Annotated in this window: 17 protein-coding genes; 11 read left to right on the plus strand and 6 right to left on the minus strand. The window is 43.1% G+C overall.

Annotated elements, in window-relative coordinates:
* Positions 1-89: 89 nt before the first annotated feature.
* The 5 genes from B4Q04_RS20760 to B4Q04_RS20775 all read right to left on the minus strand — a co-directional run bounded on the left by B4Q04_RS20760 (position 90) and on the right by B4Q04_RS20775 (position 3158).
* The gene (locus B4Q04_RS20760; RefSeq protein WP_046287721.1) at positions 90-1097 is read right to left on the minus strand and encodes a potassium channel family protein; all 1008 of its coding nucleotides are present in this window, start codon (positions 1095-1097) and stop codon (positions 90-92) included.
* Positions 1098-1099: 2 nt separating this feature from the next.
* Positions 1100-1327 carry a PspC domain-containing protein gene (locus tag B4Q04_RS20765; protein WP_013992040.1) on the minus strand — a complete coding sequence of 76 codons (228 nt, stop codon included), beginning with the start codon at positions 1325-1327 and terminating at the stop codon, positions 1100-1102.
* Between the two features lie 73 nt (positions 1328-1400).
* On the minus strand, positions 1401-1904 hold the full coding sequence (locus B4Q04_RS23135; protein ID WP_317042132.1) for a DUF2851 family protein: 504 nt from the start codon (positions 1902-1904) through the stop codon (positions 1401-1403).
* Complete coding sequence (locus B4Q04_RS20770; RefSeq protein WP_317042133.1) at positions 1792-2676, minus strand: DUF2851 family protein; 885 nt, start codon at positions 2674-2676, stop codon at positions 1792-1794. Before B4Q04_RS20770 ends, B4Q04_RS23135 begins: the two co-directional genes overlap by 113 nt.
* A gap of 167 nt (positions 2677-2843) precedes the next feature.
* Positions 2844-3158, minus strand: coding sequence for a rhodanese-like domain-containing protein (locus B4Q04_RS20775; protein ID WP_046287314.1), 315 nt, complete (start codon positions 3156-3158; stop codon positions 2844-2846).
* Between the two features lie 157 nt (positions 3159-3315).
* Here B4Q04_RS20775 and B4Q04_RS20780 point away from each other — a divergent pair, with 157 nt between their 5' ends.
* From B4Q04_RS20780 to B4Q04_RS20830, 11 genes are all read left to right on the plus strand, one after another.
* Positions 3316-3762 carry a MarR family winged helix-turn-helix transcriptional regulator gene (locus B4Q04_RS20780; protein ID WP_013992043.1) on the plus strand — a complete coding sequence of 149 codons (447 nt, stop codon included), beginning with the start codon at positions 3316-3318 and terminating at the stop codon, positions 3760-3762.
* A 41-nt stretch (positions 3763-3803) separates the two neighbouring features.
* On the plus strand, positions 3804-4379 hold the full coding sequence (locus B4Q04_RS20785) for a YceI family protein (RefSeq protein WP_013992044.1): 576 nt from the start codon (positions 3804-3806) through the stop codon (positions 4377-4379).
* 238 nt (positions 4380-4617) lie between these two features.
* Positions 4618-6015 (plus strand): anthranilate synthase component I family protein, encoded by a 1398-nt coding sequence (locus tag B4Q04_RS20790; protein ID WP_088697966.1) that lies wholly within the window; start codon positions 4618-4620, stop codon positions 6013-6015.
* Between the two features lie 2 nt (positions 6016-6017).
* Positions 6018-6581, plus strand: a complete 564-nt coding sequence (locus B4Q04_RS20795; RefSeq protein WP_088697967.1) for an anthranilate synthase component II — start codon at positions 6018-6020, stop codon at positions 6579-6581.
* A 57-nt stretch (positions 6582-6638) separates the two neighbouring features.
* Complete coding sequence (gene trpD, locus B4Q04_RS20800) at positions 6639-7634, plus strand: anthranilate phosphoribosyltransferase (RefSeq protein ID WP_013992047.1); 996 nt, start codon at positions 6639-6641, stop codon at positions 7632-7634.
* A 25-nt stretch (positions 7635-7659) separates the two neighbouring features.
* Positions 7660-8442 carry an indole-3-glycerol phosphate synthase TrpC gene (trpC, locus tag B4Q04_RS20805; protein ID WP_013992048.1) on the plus strand — a complete coding sequence of 261 codons (783 nt, stop codon included), beginning with the start codon at positions 7660-7662 and terminating at the stop codon, positions 8440-8442.
* A gap of 24 nt (positions 8443-8466) precedes the next feature.
* Positions 8467-9147 carry a phosphoribosylanthranilate isomerase gene (locus tag B4Q04_RS20810; protein ID WP_231854790.1) on the plus strand — a complete coding sequence of 227 codons (681 nt, stop codon included), beginning with the start codon at positions 8467-8469 and terminating at the stop codon, positions 9145-9147.
* Positions 9148-9206: 59 nt separating this feature from the next.
* The gene (trpB, locus tag B4Q04_RS20815) at positions 9207-10391 is read left to right on the plus strand and encodes a tryptophan synthase subunit beta (RefSeq protein WP_088697968.1); all 1185 of its coding nucleotides are present in this window, start codon (positions 9207-9209) and stop codon (positions 10389-10391) included.
* 91 nt (positions 10392-10482) lie between these two features.
* The gene (gene trpA / locus B4Q04_RS20820) at positions 10483-11247 is read left to right on the plus strand and encodes a tryptophan synthase subunit alpha (RefSeq protein ID WP_013992051.1); all 765 of its coding nucleotides are present in this window, start codon (positions 10483-10485) and stop codon (positions 11245-11247) included.
* A 25-nt stretch (positions 11248-11272) separates the two neighbouring features.
* Positions 11273-11500, plus strand: a complete 228-nt coding sequence (locus B4Q04_RS20825) for a hypothetical protein (protein ID WP_013992052.1) — start codon at positions 11273-11275, stop codon at positions 11498-11500.
* Positions 11501-11526: 26 nt separating this feature from the next.
* A complete protein-coding gene (locus B4Q04_RS20830; protein WP_236631069.1) occupies positions 11527-12519 on the plus strand; it encodes a carboxypeptidase-like regulatory domain-containing protein in 993 nt (330 codons plus the stop codon).
* A gap of 70 nt (positions 12520-12589) precedes the next feature.
* Here the strand turns inward: B4Q04_RS20830 and B4Q04_RS20835 are convergent, their stop codons facing one another.
* A complete protein-coding gene (locus B4Q04_RS20835) occupies positions 12590-15136 on the minus strand; it encodes a phosphoenolpyruvate carboxylase (RefSeq protein WP_088697969.1) in 2547 nt (848 codons plus the stop codon).
* Positions 15137-15398: the final 262 nt, after the last annotated feature.

Genomic DNA, 15398 nt, shown 5'->3' on the forward strand with positions numbered 1-15398 from the left:
CTGTATCAGTGGTTTTAAAACAATTGCAGCAATATCATAAAAAATAGTAACACAATCAAATAATAATGTTGAATTAACGCAGCTCGGCGCTAGCCAATTCTGAACATTTCATTTAGTTTTCGTATTTGTTCGGGCCTTCCCAAGACGATTACCTTACTCTTGGGTTGTAATTGCAGGTCCGCTTCGGGATTGATGATATAATTACCATCAGGCTCTATATAACCGATTATCGTACAGCCCGTTCGCTTTCGAAGGTCCAAATCCCGGAGGGAGTTGCACTCTACCTGGTCTTTAAAATCTTCGATAGCCACCTCCTCAAGATTGGTGGTGTGCTCCCCCTCCACTCCCAACTTATCCATAAAGGTGATAAGGTCGGGCATTACGATCAAGGAAGCCATATGGTCGCCCCCGATCTTATCCGGCATAATCACCTTATCGGCTCCCGCCAAAAGCAATTTTTTCTGGGAGGTGACCAAAGACGCCCGAGTAACAATAAATAGGTCTTTGTTCAATTGTCTCGCCGACAACACCACAAAAAGGTTGGCCGCATCATCGGGAAGCGCTGTAATCAAGTGTTGGGCACGATCAAGGCCCGCAGCCAAAAGTATTTCATCTTCATTGGCATCGCCTTCGACAAATAAAAGCTCCTCCTCGTATTTTTCAATAACCTCCCTATCCTTTTCTATAACGACGAATGGCTTTTCATACGCCCTTAAACGCTCAACGGCCTGCATTCCGTTCCTACCGAAACCACACACTATGACATGTCCGGAAAGGCTATCTATCTTATTTTTCACTTTTTTCCTTTTTAATTCCTGTAGCGAACTTCTGCTCAAAATATATTCGGTAATGACCGAGATGGCAAATGCAAAAATAAAAACGCTCAGTACGATTAAAACTACGGTAAATATTTTTTCCTGGGTATCCATTGGACCTACCTCGGAGAAGCCCACGGTAGTCACCGTAATAATGGTCATATAGAGCGCATCTACCCAAGTAAGGTCGGACAAGTAGCGATACCCGAAAACACCGAGCGACAACACGCCCAACATCAACGCCAACGCGATATACACCTTAGACCTGAATAGTTGTATCATTATCATAGATCAAAAACGGAAGTACGCTTGGTATAGACCAAGTCTTTGATGCGCAACCAAAAGGCCAAAAACAAGTACAGTGCAAAACCGAAACCCAAGGTTACGAACGTCAGGTAAATAAAGGATGTTCGTACGACCCTGGCCCGTATACCCAACCTCTCGGCTATTCTACGGCACACCTCAAAACCGCGTTTCTGAAAATAATAAAGCAATTTATAGAAGAGGTTCATAATGATGTTTGAAACTATATGGAAGGCCGACTAGAGCGTTTTTTCAAAATCTTCAAAGCCAAATTTAACCATTTCAACGCAATAAATTGGTTCCCACTACACATTGTAGGCATTTGTTTTGGGTACAGTACCCATTGTACAACTGCAATAAAGCCTGGCTTTCTTTAGCATTTAATGGCGCTATGCCCATTTTTCCGAAGTTCGAAACAACGGTATTCCCTTCCTTCTTTATTTCGGATATCACCTCAATTATTTGCTCGTTAATATCCACCCCCCTGTGTTTGGCATAACAGAATTGCAACGGAAGAATGACGTTTACCACCAATAGGTCAACAAACTTCGGTGTTAGCTTTTTCGCCTTTTTTCGCGATTCTTTACCAAAAGTATAATGGCTGTCCCAATAAGCACTGGCCTTGACATTAAATATAGCATAAAGCTCTTCTAGGCTTATCGCCGAGATTACCTTAATGAAACAAACTTTGGTGCATGGCGTATAAATTGGCCAGTTGCGACAATCGCACCGTGGGAAAATTAGGCGGCCTAAGCTTAAAAAAATCCGGTTTTTGAACACCGGCATCGCTTAATCCGTATTTGCGCTTTTGATAGGCATACTCTTTTTTGAGTTCTACATAATAGTCATCCAAAACCGTATCGTCTTCCAAGAGATGGGCCATACCGAACAACAAGCTCTCCATTTGAAAAATGCTGTCTTGCTGTTTTCTAAAAATGGAAAATTCAAGGGCAGCCCCCAAGCTTAAAAAAGCCGCACCGTTAATTTTGAGTCCAAATCCCTTCAAAAGGAAAGTAAACAGTACTTGCTCCCAATCGTTGTTCGATTTTTTCAATAGGTCGAATACAAACCCGGCCTTGGATTCGAGCCGTTCAAAATAAAGACGCTCCAACCAATTCTTCATCAAGAAGTCATCGAAGTCCCCTATATCCTTTTCGCAATTAATAAAGTGTACATTTTTCCTATCGAACAAACTTTGATAGGTCTGCAAGAGCTGCAAAGGAATGTACTTCCGCAACTCTAATGTAGGTATGAGGCTATTGTCTTTTCTAAAAACGTCACCGTCGTCTTCCCAAACTACATGTAATATGACATTATTATAGTTGGTATCTTGTTCGTGGTGGTGGGCATACCAATCGGAAGATTTTAGGTGCATCTCGACATTACCGGCCCACACTTGGCCTCCTATGTCTATTTGGGCATTAAAAAAATCAGGACCGGCTAGGTGATTGTGCCTACCGAAATCGATAATGGACAAACTTTCCCCTTGGCTCGTCCGCAAATCGGAAAGCCTTAGTTTTTTATATTTCCATATAAAATGAAGAAGGTCTTCGCGCATAGAAACGATCTGTTTTTGCAACGCACAATTTATACACAAAAAATATAAATTCTAAATCATTAAAAAAAATAAGGCCCCGGCGGTACATTATAAAGTACTGACCGGGGCCCATTATTTTTCCAACAACACCAAACCCAAGCTATGGAGGTAGGTTTGACAAGAAGGCACTAATCGCCTTCTACCGCACCATCCCAATTCATGAACCCACCTTCAAGGTTATAGGTATTCTCAATACCTACACTGTTCATAATGGCACAGGCTTGACCACTTCGGTTACCGCTTCGGCAGTATACATAGTAGTTCTTACTTTTGTCAAGCTTCTCGATTTCGTTCAAGAAGTCTTGCCCAAGGTAAAAATCTATATTGATGGAATTGGGTATATAACCCTCCTCTACTTCTTCAGGAGTCCTAACATCTAGAATAAGTGCATTGTCATCTTTTTCCAGCTGCTCTTCCCAATCTTCTTGTGATAAATTCATAATCTAATTTTTATCGCTATTGCGGATGTCCATTTAAAAACCAAAATTACGGATTTTGAACCAAAGGCATTTCCTAAATATTTAACAAAAAATTATCTATCGGAAATTTTAACGATCTGAACTTTAGACATACATTTGTATATACAATTGTTGTAGAGACATGAATGTGGAAGATATTTTAAAGACCGAAAAAGAAATTCCCCTAAAAAGCCGTACACTGATCCATTTTTTATTGGTCAACAATACGGTAACGGAAGCTTTGAGCGCTGCCCTCAAACCCTACGGTGTGTCATTACAACAATTTAATGTACTGCGCATCTTAAGGGGCCAGAAGGGCAAACCCGCGAGTTTGGCGACACTTAATGAACGTATGGTCTCTAAAATGAGTAACACCACCCGTTTGGTCGACAAACTTTTGTTAAAAGGCTATGTCGACCGAAAGGTTTGTCCTTCGAACCGACGAAAGGTCGAGATACGTATAACAAAGGAAGGCCTGAACATATTAAAAGAAATGGACCGATCAATGACCGAGGCAGAAGACCTTATATTAAGGAACCTATCGGACCAGGACATGGAACAACTGAACACATTGTTCAACAAATTTTAAATAGAAACACTAATTATTCATTTTAAATCTAAACATCAATTATGAAAAAAGGAGTATTAAGTTTGGCACTGGCCATGGTATTTGGCGTAGCAATGGCTACAGAGCCGACAGTTGGAGACAAAAAGGAAGTTAAGACCGAATCAAGTACGATTACTTGGAAAGCATACAAAGTAACCGGATCACACTATGGTACGGTAAACCTTAAATCAGGTTCATTGATTTTTGATGGTGACAAGTTAACCGGTGGTGAATTTGAGGCCGACATGACTTCTTTGGTCGCCCTAGACCTTGAAGGCGAATCAAAAGGAAAGTTGGAAGGTCACTTAAAGTCCGAAGATTTCTTTTCTACCGAAAAGCACACCAGCTCCAAATTGGTCTTTACCAAAGTAAAATCCACTGGTAAAAATGCGTACGAAGTAACCGGAGACCTTACGATTAAAGGTATTACCAAACCCGTTACCTTTGATGTATCGGTTTATGGCAGCAAAGCTACCGCTTCAGTAAAAGTAGACCGTACCGCTTATGACATTAAATACGGATCGGGTAGTTTCTTCGAAAATTTAGGAGACAAGACCATATATGACGAGTTTGACCTTGTTGTTGACCTAGAATTCTAAATTAGCTCAACAATAGCATATTAAGCCCTACCTTCGTCATGAAGGCAGGGCTTTTTTTTCAAACAATCGGTTTGTGGTTTTAAAAATGATTTCTATATTTGACCCAATGAACAGAAATAACGTAAATACTTGGTGGTGGAACAACTCTCGACAGACATCGTGAGCTGAGCATCATTGTAGTAAAACTATATAAAGGCTTGTCATCACGACAAGCCTTTTGCATTTGAATACTATCAAAATGAAGTACAAATTAAAATCTTATCACAAAAGAATTCTGGCCGATACTATTACCCCGGTAAGTGTCTACCTTAAGATTCGCGATCGTTTCCCGAACAGCATTTTGTTGGAAAGTAGCGATTACCACGCCACCGACAATAGTTTTTCGTATATCTGTTGCAACCCTATTGCATCGATAAAGGTCGAGAACGAAACCATTGTGGAACGGTTTCCCGACCAGACTTCGTACGAAACGCAAATCAATCCGAACACCGACGTCGTAAAGGTCATTCACGACTTTAGTAAAAAGTTCGAGGCCGAAGAAAGCGATTTCAAATTTATCAACAACGGTATCTTTGGCTATATGGCCTATGATGCCGTACGCTACTACGAAGATGTTGAAATCGGTAAAAAAGATGATTCGGTGGCCATACCCGACATTTATTATGCGGTATACCAGAATATTATTGCCATAGACCACCATAAGAACGAGGCCTATATTTTTGCCCACTGTTTCAACACCGATGAAAACACGGCCGAAATAGCGCACATTTTAAACGTACGCACCTTTGCTTCGTACAATTTTTCCCTCGACGGCGAAGCCACCTCCAATCTACAGGATGAAGAATATCGGGAGCACGTGAGATTGGCAAAAAAACACTGTCAACGTGGCGATGTTTTTCAACTGGTACTTTCCCGTAGGTTTTCCCAAGGGTTTAAGGGAGATGAATTCAACGTATACCGTGCACTACGCTCCATCAACCCATCACCCTATCTGTTCTACTTTGATTATGGCGATTTCAAAATCTTCGGAAGCTCTCCGGAAGCACAGCTCATCGTAAAAGAGGGCAAGGCCGAAATCCACCCGATTGCCGGAACCTTCAAACGCACCGGAAACGATGAACAAGATGCCATTCTGGCCAAGGAACTCACCGAAGACGACAAGGAAAACAGCGAGCATGTTATGTTGGTCGACCTGGCCCGTAACGACTTGAGCAGGAACGGCAGCATGGTAGAGGTTACCAACTACAGGGAGGTACAGTTCTTCTCCCATGTCATTCATTTGGTCTCTAAGGTTGTGGGGCAAAAAAAGAAAGATATCCCTACCATGAAAGTGGTGGCCGACACCTTTCCCGCAGGTACCTTGAGCGGCGCCCCAAAACACATGGCCATGCAACTCATCGAAAAATACGAAAAAACCAGTCGCGGCTACTACGGTGGCGCCATTGGGTTTATGGACTTTGACGGCAATTTCAACCATGCCATTATGATCCGTACCTTTTTAAGCAAAAACCATCAATTGCATTATCAGGCCGGTGCAGGCCTTGTTGCCGCATCAGATCCCGAAGACGAACTGCAAGAAACCTATAACAAATTGGGCGCATTGACCAAGGCCTTGAAAATTGCCGAAAGCATATAACGATGAAAAAGATTTTAGTAATAGACAACTACGATAGTTTCACCTATAATTTGGTCCATTATTTAGAAGACCTGGATTGTGAGGTAATCGTAAAACGTAACGACCAATTGACCTTGGATGAAGTCGAGGCCTTTGACAAGATCGTTCTTTCCCCAGGTCCGGGAATACCCGATGAAGCCGGACTCCTAAAGGAAATTATTGCCAAATACGCCCCTACCAAAAGTATTTTTGGGGTTTGTCTGGGCCAGCAGGCCATAGGCGAGGTCTTTGGCGGTTCCTTGATCAACCTCGACGAAGTGTACCACGGTATCGCCACCGAAATCACCATCACCAAAGACGATCCCAATTTTGAGGGTTTACCTAAAAAAATAAAAGTAGGCAGGTACCATTCTTGGGTAGTCGACCCGAATTTGCCCGAAAGCCTTGAAGCCACTTCGGTCGATAAAAACGGACAGATCATGTCGCTGCGCCATAAGGTTTACGATGTTTCCGCCGTTCAGTTTCACCCCGAATCGGTCTTGACGCCCGAAGGCAAAAAAATTCTCGCCAATTGGCTAGGGAAGTAAACCGGAACAGCACAGGAATCGATTTAATACGTACCCCATTGTAGTAAGAACAAGACCATGAAAGACACATTAAACAAGCTCATCAATCACGATATTCTCCCCAAAGAGGAAGCCAAACAGGTATTGGTAAACATAGCCAAAGGCGAATACAATACGAGTCAGATCGCCGCATTCTTAACGGTTTATATGATGCGCAGCATTACCATCGAAGAACTCGAAGGTTTCCGCGACGCCCTTTTAGAACTGTGCTTGGCGGTAGACCTTTCGGAATACGACCCGATCGACCTTTGTGGAACGGGCGGTGACGGAAAAGACACCTTCAATATTTCCACCTTGGCGTCGTTCGTTACGGCGGGCGCAGGCGTAAACGTAACCAAGCATGGTAACTACGGTGTTTCTTCCAAATGCGGGAGCAGCAACGTCATGGAATTCTTAGGGATCAAATTCAGTAACGAAGCCGACTTCCTAAAAAAATCGATCGATCAAGCAGGTATCTGTGTCCTTCATGCCCCCTTATTTCACCCTGCCATGAAAAACGTAGGCCCGATCAGAAAAGAACTGGCCGTAAAGACCTTTTTCAATATGTTGGGCCCCATGGTAAACCCGGCCTTTCCAAAGAATCAAATGGTCGGTGTCTTCAACCTCGAACTGGCCCGTATGTACGGCTACCTCTACCAGAATACGGATAAGAAGTTTACCGTACTCCACGCCTTGGACGGCTATGATGAGATTTCGTTGACCGGCAATACCAAAACCATTTCCAACAATTCGGAGAGCATGTTGAAACCCGAAGATTTTGGCGTAGAAAAAATAGAACAGTCGCAAATTGTCGGTGGCGACTCCATCGAAGATTCGGCCCAGATATTCTTAAATGTACTGCAAGGCCGAGGTACGGAAGCCCAGAACAATGTAGTCTGTGCCAATGCGGGAATTGCCATTGCCACGGTAAAGAACCTGAGTCCGAAAGAAGGTTTTGAACAAGCCAAGGAATCGTTATTGGCCGGAAAAGGACTAAACGCATTGAAAAAACTGCAAGAATTGAGTAAAAACTAAACAAGGGCACCAGGGCCCATAGAAGATGAACATTCTAGACAAAATAGTAGTCGACAAACGCAAGGAAACAGACTTAAGAAAGTCGCTTATCCCCGTTTCCCAATTGGAAAATTCGGTCTTGTTCGCACGTGAAACGGTTTCTTTGGGCAAGGCCCTGCGCAACAGCTCAACCGGTATCATTGCCGAGCACAAGCGACGTTCGCCCTCAAAATCGGAAATCAACCAGGGCCTGAACGTTCAAGACGTAGCCCGCGGATACGAAAATGCAGGCGTCTGTGGCATGTCCGTTTTAACCGATGGGAAATACTTTGGCGGTTCGTTGGACGATCTGTTATTGGCCCGTGCTTCCGTACGCCTACCCTTATTGCGAAAAGAGTTTATTATAGACGAATATCAAATTATAGAGGCCAGGGCCCATGGTGCCGATGTGATCCTTTTGATCGCCGCTATTTTATCGAAGGAGGAAATAAAAACCTTTTCGGAGTTGGCCAAAAGCCTAGACCTAGATGTGTTGCTAGAGGTACACAACGAAGCCGAACTACAGAAAAGCATCATGCCCAGCCTCGACATGTTGGGCGTAAACAATCGAAACCTAAAGACTTTTGAGGTGAGTCTAGATACTAGCAAATCGCTTTCAAAACTCATTCCGGACGAGTTCGTAAAAGTATCGGAAAGCGGAATCAGCTCAATAGAGGCCATTAAAAATTTAAAGCCTTACGGGTATCAAGGGTTTTTGATCGGGGAAAATTTTATGAAAACGGACAATCCCGGCGAAAACGCCAAGGAATTTATCAAACAATTGTCGTAATTGCGACCCAATGCCATGACTCAAATGGACTATCATTACACGACCAAAAAATCAGGGCCTTCTACCATAGAAAATGCCCCGATCAAGCTGAAGGTGTGTGGTATGAACAAAAACACGACCGAAATTGCCGGACTAAGACCCGATTATCTCGGCTTTATTTTTTGGGAAAAATCCAAACGACATTTTACGGGGCCAATGCCCCCCGTACCCCATACGGTAAGGAAAGTCGGCGTATTTGTCGATGCCAGGATTCAAACCGTTGTCGAACGCATACAAGACCACGACCTTTTGTTGGTGCAACTGCACGGTTCGGAAACGCCCGAATACTGCGCCGAGCTCAAGCTGAAAGTAAAACACATTGGTATCATCAAAGTGTTTTCCATTAAAAACGAGTTTGATTTTGGTATATTAAAGCCATATGAAACCGTATGCGATTTCTTTCTTTTCGATACCAAGGGGAAATTGCCCGGGGGAAATGGTTATGCCTTTGATTGGGAAGTTTTAAAAGACTACCCCTCTACCAAACCTTATTTTTTGAGTGGCGGTATCGGATTGAACGAAGTAGATTCCCTAAAGAAATTCATGACCCGGCCGGAAGCAAAGTACTGCCACGCCATAGACGTGAACAGTAAGTTTGAAATAGAACCGGGTTTAAAGGATGTTGAAAAAGTAAAAGAATTTAAAAGAGTACTTAGTATCGAGTAAAACGTATGAGACCCTACTTTTTACTTTGTACTACGACTTCATATTAACTACGAATTGTTATGAAAACCTATCAAGCGGACGAAAAAGGATATTACGGGGAGTTTGGCGGTGCCTATATTCCTGAAATGCTATACCCCAATACCGAGGAACTTCGACAGAATTATATCCGTATCATGGAAGAGCCTTCCTTTAAAAAGGAATTTGACCAATTGCTCAAAGATTATGTAGGACGCCCTACCCCGCTCTATTTTGCAGATCGGCTTTCAAGAAAATACAACACTAAAATATACCTGAAGCGCGAAGATCTTTGCCATACCGGTGCGCACAAGGTCAACAATACCATTGGGCAGATCCTAATGGCCAAAAAATTGGGCAAGAACAGGATCATTGCCGAAACGGGTGCCGGCCAACATGGGGTGGCTACCGCAACGGTCTGTGCCCTTATGGGCATTGAGTGCATCGTTTACATGGGCGAAATAGACATTGCCCGTCAAGCTCCCAACGTGGCCCGTATGAAGATGTTGGGTGCCGAGGTCAGACCTGCGCTTTCGGGCAGTAGAACCTTAAAAGATGCCACCAACGAAGCCATTCGCGACTGGATCAACAACCCTGTAGACACCCATTACATTATCGGTAGTGTGGTCGGGCCGCATCCCTACCCCGATATGGTAGCACGGTTTCAGTCGGTAATCTCGGAAGAGATCAAATGGCAGTTGAAAGAAAAGGAAGGACGGGAAAATCCCGATTACGTAGTGGCCTGTGTGGGCGGGGGAAGTAATGCGGCGGGAGCCTTCTATCATTACCTAGATATTCCGGAAGTAGGCATCATAGCCGTTGAAGCCGCCGGAAAAGGAATTGACAGTGGCGAAAGTGCAGCCACCTCGGCCTTGGGAAAAGTGGGAATCATTCACGGTAGTAAAACCTTGTTAATGCAGACCAATGACGGACAAATTACCGAGCCCTACTCCATTTCCGCAGGATTGGATTATCCCGGGGTCGGACCCATGCATGCCAATTTATTCGCATCGGGCCGCGGGGAGTTTATTTCCATTACCGATGACGATGCCATGAACGCCGGCTTGCTCTTGTCTAAAATGGAAGGTATTATCCCGGCTATTGAATCTTCGCATGCACTGGCCATCTTGGAACACCGAAAGTTCAAGCCCGAAGATATCGTAGTGATCAACCTATCGGGGCGTGGCGATAAAGACCTCAACAACTACATCGAATATTTTAATCTATAAAATACTTGGGCAAGATCTTACGGACCCTATAAAACGGCATCCCGAACGAACTTGCCCATCCTATTAAAAAGGAAAAACAGAATTTGAAACTATGGGAAATAGAATCAACAAAAAACTGAAGGAGGAAGGCAAATTGCTTTCCATCTATTTTACGGCCGGCTATCCCAAACTGGGCGACACCGTAGAAATCATACAGCAATTGGAGAAAAACGGCGTCGATATGATCGAAATAGGCCTCCCGTTCAGTGACCCCCTGGCCGACGGCCCCACCATTCAACAAAGTTCCACGGCGGCCCTTAAAAACGGCATGACGACCGAAATTCTTTTCGATCAACTGAAAGATATCCGCCAATCGGTTTCCATTCCGCTTATTATCATGGGCTACTTTAACCCCATGCTTCAATACGGCGTAGAGGCCTTCTGTAAAAAATGCCAGGAAATTGGTATAGACGGACTCATCATTCCCGATCTGCCGGTAGATGTCTATCATGAAGAATACCAAGAGACCTTTGAAAAATACGGCCTGATCAATGTATTCTTGATAACCCCACAGACTTCCGAGAAACGCATCCGGTTTATAGATTCGGTTTCGAACGGATTCATTTACATGGTAAGCTCGGCTAGTGTTACCGGGGCACAATCGGGTTTCGGCGATGCCCAGCAAGCCTATTTTCAACGCATTGCCGATATGAACCTAAAAAATCCCCAAATCGTAGGTTTCGGCATCAGCAATTCAGAAACTTTCGAACAGGCTACAAAATCGGCCAAAGGGGCCATTATCGGTTCGGCCTTTATCAAACATTTAAACGGTCATGGCGTGGATGGAATTGACAAGTTCATCGAAACCATCCGCTAGTTTTTTTTGACAAAAACATCAAAATATGAAAGACCTTATCAACAACGGGAAGCTTCTATTGCTCCTCTGCCTTACCCTAGGTCTGGCCCCCTTTTTCCCCGAACCCCATATTTGGGGTAAAATCAAGTGGATTACGGGCGGAGCAATAGGTATGCAGCCCAAAGATTGGTTCGATGTGGTCTTACATGGTTTTCCCTTTGTCTTATTAATTCGATTCTTAATACTGAAAATCGGTAAATCCCGTTCTCAATAGAGTACAAGGTCTTAACGGCCGTTACTATGTACTTAATTGTTTACGCCATGAAGCGATATACCCTCGTTCTTTTCTTTCTTATTATCTATTGGGGCCATGCCCAAGAGATCAAGGTTATAGACAGCAAAGACCGCTCCCCCGTTTCCTTCGCGACCATATCGTTTGGTGACGGACTGGGTACCTTTGCCGACGAAGAAGGTCTTTTTGTATTTTCCTCCCAAAAATACCCCGACATAGATACGCTCTATATTTCGGCACTTGGCTATTCGGAAAAAGCAATCTCGATTCCAAAAGACAATACCCACGAACCCCATATCGTGGCACTTACCCCAGAGGTTTCACAACTTGGCGAGGTTATCGTTTCCGCCCCAAAACAAGGAAAATTCAAGTTGAGGAAGCAAAAACCACAGACCCATAAAGACATTTTTGCCTGTTGGTTGCCTACCGTGGAAAGTGAAATAGCCGTGCTCTTTCATCGCTATGAAGGCCAGGTTTCACAAATATCAAAACTCTACTTGCCCGTCAATGCCGAATCGGAATACAAAACCAAGGGAAAGGGAAAGTTCGCCACCATATTCAGGGTGCAGTTCTACGAAAACAACAATGGAAGCCCCGGTGCGGGCATTCCCCACGAAAATGTAGTTTTTGCCATGGACGAAAAAGCCGACAAGGTTTTTGAACTCGACCTATTGTCCAACTCCATTTTCATTCCCGAGTCGGGACTTTTTGTTTCGATTCAAGTTTTAGGCTATGCCGATAAAGACGGAAAATTGGTAGAGACCAAAAAATACCGTGAGATAAAAACGGCCCGTGGCATCCAAAAAATATCGACCTCATTTAGGCCCTTATTGCCCTTTATAAAAGGAGAGGCTACACAACGTACTTTCGTACGGCGCATTTTCTTCAACAATAAAAAATGGCAGGTCTTTGACCGGAACTATAATCCCAACTCAAAACTGCTCCAAACCGGACATCGCAATTACGGTATGGGCGCAGAGTTCAAGGTTTACGAGGATTAGGGCATCCCAAAAAAACAACATATTCGTTTATAAACAAAAAGCCCTTACTTTAAAAGTAAGGGCCTTTGTTTTACGCCGAGTTTCTACTCGCGTTAATATTGCCGTAGAGCGAACGCGTTACGATTTTTTCGTACTCGTCCTTAAAGCTCGTGTCCTGGCCTATTCTCTGCAAGGCAAACTGTTGGATTACCAAGAGCGGAAGAACAATATTCTCACGTATTTTTATCGACTCACGGGAAACCGCTTCGTTTTCCATCAAAATCTTGCTTCCGGAAATCAAAAGCAACATTTTCTTAGACAGTTGATACTCTTCATGAAGGATGTTCCAAAAATCTCCGTACTCCTCATCTTTCTGCATATAGGATGTGAGCTCAAAATAACACTTGGACAACGACATCATACTATTGTGCATCAAGGCTTTAAAGAAAGGCACCTCTTTGTACAATTTCTTAAGTTCAGACAACCTACCTTCATTTTTAATGGTCTGTATAGCGGTACCAATACCAAAATAACCCGGTACGTTCTGTTTCAATTGGCTCCAAGAACCAACAAAAGAGATGGCCCTAAGATCGGTAAGTTCCAATTTTTTCTTATTGCCCCTTTTCCCCGGTCTACTACCTATATTGGCTTTCTGATAGTACTTTAACGTACTACGGTTCTCCAAGTAGGGAATGAATTTATCATGGTTCTTAAGTGCATCGTACTTTTTGAAGCTCAACTCAGAAAGTTGCTCTATCAATTTTCTGTGCTCTTTTGAAATCACGTTCTCTTTACCGAAAAGGTTGTTTGAAAGACCGGCCGTCAAGAGTTGCTCACTGTTATGGATAAACTGCTCCTTGGTACCATAGGTACTGGTTATGGTCTGTCCTTGAATGGTCAACTGTATTTCATGATTGGCAATGCTCTTGGTCTGGGCCGCATAAAAGCGGTGCGTTTTACCACCACCACGTGCCGGTGGGCCACCACGTCCGTCAAAGAAAATAGCGTTGAAGCCATTTTTATCACACACCTTTGACAAGGTTTCCTTGGTCTTGAAAATAGCCCAGTTGGCCTTTAAATATCCACCATCTTTTGTACCATCGGAAAAACCGAGCATAATGGTCTGGTTGTGATTTCTTCTTTCAAGATGCGCCTTATAATCGGGTAAATCGAAAAGCGTTTGCATGGTTTTTTCGGCCCCTTCCATACCGTTCATGGTCTCGAACAAGGGTACGATATCGAAAGTGATCTCTTCTTTCTTCCACCCGCACCATCGGAACAGTCCAAAAACGAACAGTACCGAAAAAATATCTTCCGAATTACTGATGATATAGCGATTGCATCCCTCTTCCCCATTGGCATCTTGAATACTCTTCAACTGCTTGATGTTGGTGATGGTATCCTTAACGATATCCTCGGAATAATCACTGGCATTGACCTTAAGGTCTTTATTGATCAAAAGGTCGACCAAGGCTTCTTCTGAAAGCTCGTCAACACTTTCTTTAATCAGTTTATTGTTCTTCAATATACTCTCGATCGCCAATTTGTGCTTGCTATGATCTTGTCTAACATCCAAGGTGGCAAAATGGGTCTTGAATATCTTCACCTTATCGATAAAGTTCTCCAATTCCTTTAAGTAAAGGCTGTGATATTTATTGATCAACAACTCCTTAATATCAAGAAGTGGTTGCAAGATATCGTTATAGCCCACGGTTTTCTTTGAATCGAACATGGCGGTATACAAGTTGCCACGGAGTTTTTGGATAGGCTCCTGCAAATCTTTGAAGGTCAATTTTTTCTGAATGATCTTCAAATCATTGTAGTAACACTTCATCAAGTTGATACGAAGCTCATCGGCCACGTCTTTTGTAATATCGGCCGTTACAAAAGGGTTTCCGTCACGGTCACCACCGGGCCAAAAGCCCAACTTCATAATATTGTGATTCTCGAAGTCGTCCTTTTTTATATTTTCTTTGATATAAGCATACAAGTCCCCTACGGCATTGTAATACACATGGCGTAAAAAGTAAATGATATTTTTAGCTTCATCCAATGGGGTAGGTTTTTTTGAATTGATCAAAGAAGTCAGCCCCAACTGCTGTAAGGTAATATCAATATCGTCTATCTTATCCTCTAAAATAAGCGATCGTAATTCTTCGATGATATCGAGTACGGCCGGGGTATAAAACTGTGTAGGATGGGCCGTTAACACAAGGCGGGCACTGAACGAAGAAAGTTTTTTAGACACCTTGTCCCAACTCTTGTTCTTATTTACCAATTGAAAGTAGTCTTTGATCGATAACGACTGTGTATGCTCTTGTAGCTTCGGAAAAGCTGCATCTTCAACACTATCGTACAAAACCACCTGTCGCTCAACGTACTGAATAATCTTGAACATAAAATCGATCTGTTCTTTTTCAGAATCGATATGCGCGTAGTTCTCAAAGAACTTTTCAAGAATTTCCTGGGGGTTAAGTCCTGAACCCAATCCTTTCTGACATTGATCCAACAACAATGGTATAAGCATACCCACGTTCTCGATATTGCGATACGGCAAATTCAAGAACAGACTATTGTAGACATTAAACTTGTTGTTGACCGACTTCTTAAACTCAACCAATCTTTCTATATGCGGCATAGGTTATTTAATATTTAAAAGGAATACTTATGGTTTTCGACCTGTAAATATCGGTAATAATACACGACTACCGACACTTGAACGTGTCTTATAACAAAAATACCACACTACACCACAAAAACAACAGCCTTGACAACAATAATTACCCCACAAGGGTATAACGGGCTACATTTACAATGTAATTAATACGGATTTAAATTTTTTCATTTTCATATAGTGTTCTCGTAAAAGAGTCTTGTCGAAACCGATAGGGCTCTTTTTA

Source organism: Zobellia sp. OII3 (assembly GCF_002211465.1).
GTDB lineage: Bacteria > Bacteroidota > Bacteroidia > Flavobacteriales > Flavobacteriaceae > Zobellia > Zobellia galactanivorans.

What these genes read in the sequence shown, in the direction of transcription:
- B4Q04_RS20795 (WP_088697967.1), top strand. Translation starts at nt 6,018, where the DNA reads ATGAAAAAGATTTTAGTAATAGACAACTACGATAGTTTCACCTATAAT.
- B4Q04_RS23135 (WP_317042132.1), bottom strand. Translation starts at nt 1,904, where the DNA reads ATGCCGGTGTTCAAAAACCGGATTTTTTTAAGCTTAGGCCGCCTAATT.
- B4Q04_RS20790 (WP_088697966.1), top strand. Translation starts at nt 4,618, where the DNA reads ATGAAGTACAAATTAAAATCTTATCACAAAAGAATTCTGGCCGATACT.
- B4Q04_RS20785 (WP_013992044.1), top strand. Translation starts at nt 3,804, where the DNA reads ATGAAAAAAGGAGTATTAAGTTTGGCACTGGCCATGGTATTTGGCGTA.
- B4Q04_RS20810 (WP_231854790.1), top strand. Translation starts at nt 8,467, where the DNA reads ATGGACTATCATTACACGACCAAAAAATCAGGGCCTTCTACCATAGAA.
- B4Q04_RS20765 (WP_013992040.1), bottom strand. Translation starts at nt 1,327, where the DNA reads ATGAACCTCTTCTATAAATTGCTTTATTATTTTCAGAAACGCGGTTTT.
- trpD (WP_013992047.1), top strand. Translation starts at nt 6,639, where the DNA reads ATGAAAGACACATTAAACAAGCTCATCAATCACGATATTCTCCCCAAA.
- trpB (WP_088697968.1), top strand. Translation starts at nt 9,207, where the DNA reads ATGAAAACCTATCAAGCGGACGAAAAAGGATATTACGGGGAGTTTGGC.
- B4Q04_RS20780 (WP_013992043.1), top strand. Translation starts at nt 3,316, where the DNA reads ATGAATGTGGAAGATATTTTAAAGACCGAAAAAGAAATTCCCCTAAAA.
- B4Q04_RS20760 (WP_046287721.1), bottom strand. Translation starts at nt 1,097, where the DNA reads ATGATACAACTATTCAGGTCTAAGGTGTATATCGCGTTGGCGTTGATG.
- trpC (WP_013992048.1), top strand. Translation starts at nt 7,660, where the DNA reads ATGAACATTCTAGACAAAATAGTAGTCGACAAACGCAAGGAAACAGAC.
- B4Q04_RS20770 (WP_317042133.1), bottom strand. Translation starts at nt 2,676, where the DNA reads ATGCGCGAAGACCTTCTTCATTTTATATGGAAATATAAAAAACTAAGG.
- B4Q04_RS20835 (WP_088697969.1), bottom strand. Translation starts at nt 15,136, where the DNA reads ATGCCGCATATAGAAAGATTGGTTGAGTTTAAGAAGTCGGTCAACAAC.
- B4Q04_RS20825 (WP_013992052.1), top strand. Translation starts at nt 11,273, where the DNA reads ATGAAAGACCTTATCAACAACGGGAAGCTTCTATTGCTCCTCTGCCTT.
- trpA (WP_013992051.1), top strand. Translation starts at nt 10,483, where the DNA reads ATGGGAAATAGAATCAACAAAAAACTGAAGGAGGAAGGCAAATTGCTT.
- B4Q04_RS20830 (WP_236631069.1), top strand. Translation starts at nt 11,527, where the DNA reads ATGTACTTAATTGTTTACGCCATGAAGCGATATACCCTCGTTCTTTTC.